The organism is Mesorhizobium sp. M7A.F.Ca.CA.004.12.1.1, assembly GCF_003997835.1.
GTDB lineage: Bacteria > Pseudomonadota > Alphaproteobacteria > Rhizobiales > Rhizobiaceae > Mesorhizobium.
Genome location: NZ_RZRK01000918.1, coordinates 1 through 2,290, shown reverse-complemented (window position 1 = coordinate 2,290; position 2,290 = coordinate 1). Strand labels below are relative to the sequence as shown.

Annotated in this window: 3 protein-coding genes; all 3 read left to right on the top strand. The window is 64.9% G+C overall.

All coding sequences use genetic code 11. The features are described 5' to 3' along the window. The coding region (locus EN984_RS31700) for an ABC transporter ATP-binding protein (protein ID WP_164765792.1) at nt 1–643 on the top strand (643 nt) is incomplete at its 5' end. Between the two features lie 209 nt (nt 644–852). Further along, entirely contained in the window at nt 853–2,103 is a 1,251-nt protein-coding gene (locus tag EN984_RS31690; protein ID WP_127268608.1) for an aconitase X, read from the top strand. Then, nucleotides 2,100–2,290 (top strand): DUF126 domain-containing protein (locus EN984_RS31685; RefSeq protein ID WP_127384223.1); only part of this gene is annotated, 191 nt, incomplete at its 3' end. The genes EN984_RS31690 and EN984_RS31685, both read left to right, overlap by 4 nt.

Genomic DNA, 2,290 nt, shown 5'->3' with positions numbered 1-2,290 from the left:
TGTGGCTCTCGCCCGCGCCATCGTCACCAAGCCGCGCGTGCTGCTGCTCGACGAGCCATTGGGTGCGCTCGACAAGGCGTTGCGCGTCGACATGCAGATTGAGCTCAAGCGCATCCAGCGCGAGATCGGCATCACCACGATCTTCGTCACGCACGACCAGGAAGAAGCGCTGACGATGAGCGACCGCATCGGCATATTGCGCGACGGAAGGCTGGTGCAGGAGGGGCCGCCGGAGGAGATCTATAACAGGCCGAAGAGCGAGTTCGCTGCCACCTTCCTCGGCGACGCCAACATTTTTCGCGGCGATACGACGGGCGATGGCATCCGGCTGCCGGACGGCACGGCGATTGCCGCCGGCGCGGGTGCCAAGCTTGCCGCCGGCGCCAAGGCGAGCTGTGCCGTGCGCCCCGAACGCATCCGCATCGCCACGGATGCCGGAGCACCGGATGGCACTGCCAACATGCTCAAGGGGCAGGTTTCCAAGCGCATCTTCGCCGGCAACAACAGCACCTATTTCGTCGAGCGTGGCGGCCAGACGTTGAAGGTGATTGTACAGAACACGGGTGTCGACAGGCTGGCGGAAGGTCAGGACGTCGTTCTGCGCTGGTCGCCGGAGAGTACGGTGTTGATCGCGGCGGGGTAGGTAGAGCGGTTCGCCCCCCTCTGTCCTGCCGGACATCTCCCCCTCAAGGGGGGAGATAGGCAGCCTCAACGCCGCCACTCTTTCTTCAACACTGGAAATTTGCGAAAGCGGCAATGACAGCTAATCTCCCCCCTTGAGGGGGAGATGCCCGGCAGGGCAGAGGGGGGCGCTGTCCCTCCGTCCTTTCCGACAACGAGCCCGGAGCTGCGATGACGCTTAAATTGACCGCACAGGACCGATCCATGCTCGACGGCGAGCAGGGTCCGTCCGCCGCCGCTGCCATGAAAATCCTGGCCGCGTTTTCCAATGCGGTCGGGGCGGGCTGCCTGCTCGACATTGCCGGCGCCCATATCGATGGCTGTCTCTACCACGGCAAGGCCGGTCTCGATTTCGTCGAGCGGCTGGTCGAAGGCGGTGGCCGCGTTCAGGTGCCGACGACGCTGAATGTCGGTTCGTTCGATCTCATCCATCCCGGCATGGTCAAGATGCCCCTAGCGGAAGAGGTGCCGGCGCGGCGGCTGATGAAGGCGCATCTGGAACTCGGCTGCCAGGCGACCTTCACCTGCGCGCCCTACCAGACGCGCTTTCGGCCAAGCTTTGGCCAGCAGATCGCCTGGGGTGAGTCCAACGCCATCGTCTTTGCCAATTCGGTGATCGGCGCGCGCACCAACCGCTATGGCGATTTCATCGATCTGTGCTGCGCCATGACCGGCCGCGCGCCGGCCTGGGGCCTGCATCTGAGCGAGAACCGGCGCGGCCGGATCCTGTTCGAACTGGATGTTCCAGACGGCGAGCTGAGTGACAGCCTTTTCGTCGGCGTCGGGCTAATCATAGGGCAAGCGAGTGGCGACCGCGTTCCGGTGATTGCCGGTCTGCCGCGGCCGCGTGACGAGGACCAGCTGAAGGCGCTGGGTGCGGCGGCTGCAACGACGGGTGCTGTGGCGCTGTTCCATGCGGTCGGCATCACGCCCGAAGCCAGGATCCTCGATGAGGCGTTCCAGAGCCATGCGCCTGACGAGACGATCCGTATCACCCGCGCCGATATCGACCATGCGCTGGCCAAGCTGTCTGGCGTGTCCGATGGCGCGCCGCTGGCGGCCGTGTCGCTCGGCACTCCGCATTTTTCGCATGCGGAATGGATGCGGCTGTTGCCGTTGCTGCGCGAGGCAGCACCCGGAAGGCGCATCCCGATCTACGTCAACACTGGGCGTGCGACGTTGACGCGGCTGCAGGAGGAGGGCGCGCTTGATGGCATGGAGGCGTTCGGCCTGATTCCGGTCGCCGACACCTGCACCTATGTCACATCGATCCTGGAACGCCTCGACGGCGTGGTCATGACCAATTCCGGCAAATGGGCGCATTACGCGCCGGGCAATATCGGCGTGTCCGTCGCCTTCGCCGAGATGGAGGATTGCATCCGCTCTGCTGCTGCCGGGCATGTCGTGCGGAGCGCCTCATGACGCGACCGGTGGAACGAACCGGCATCTTCCAGTTGGCCGGCGAAGCCAGGGGCCAGGCGCTGGTGTATTCGCAACCGCTGAGCTTCTGGGGCGGCATCGATGCCGAGACGGGCGACATAACAGACCATTCGCATCCCGGTCTCGGCCAGAATGTCGCCGGCAGGATTTTGGTCATGCCGAGCGGGCG

Bases quoted from the DNA above. Each gene is read 5' to 3' on its own strand.
- EN984_RS31690 (WP_127268608.1), top strand. From the start codon at position 853: ATGACGCTTAAATTGACCGCACAGGACCGATCCATGCTCGACGGCGAG.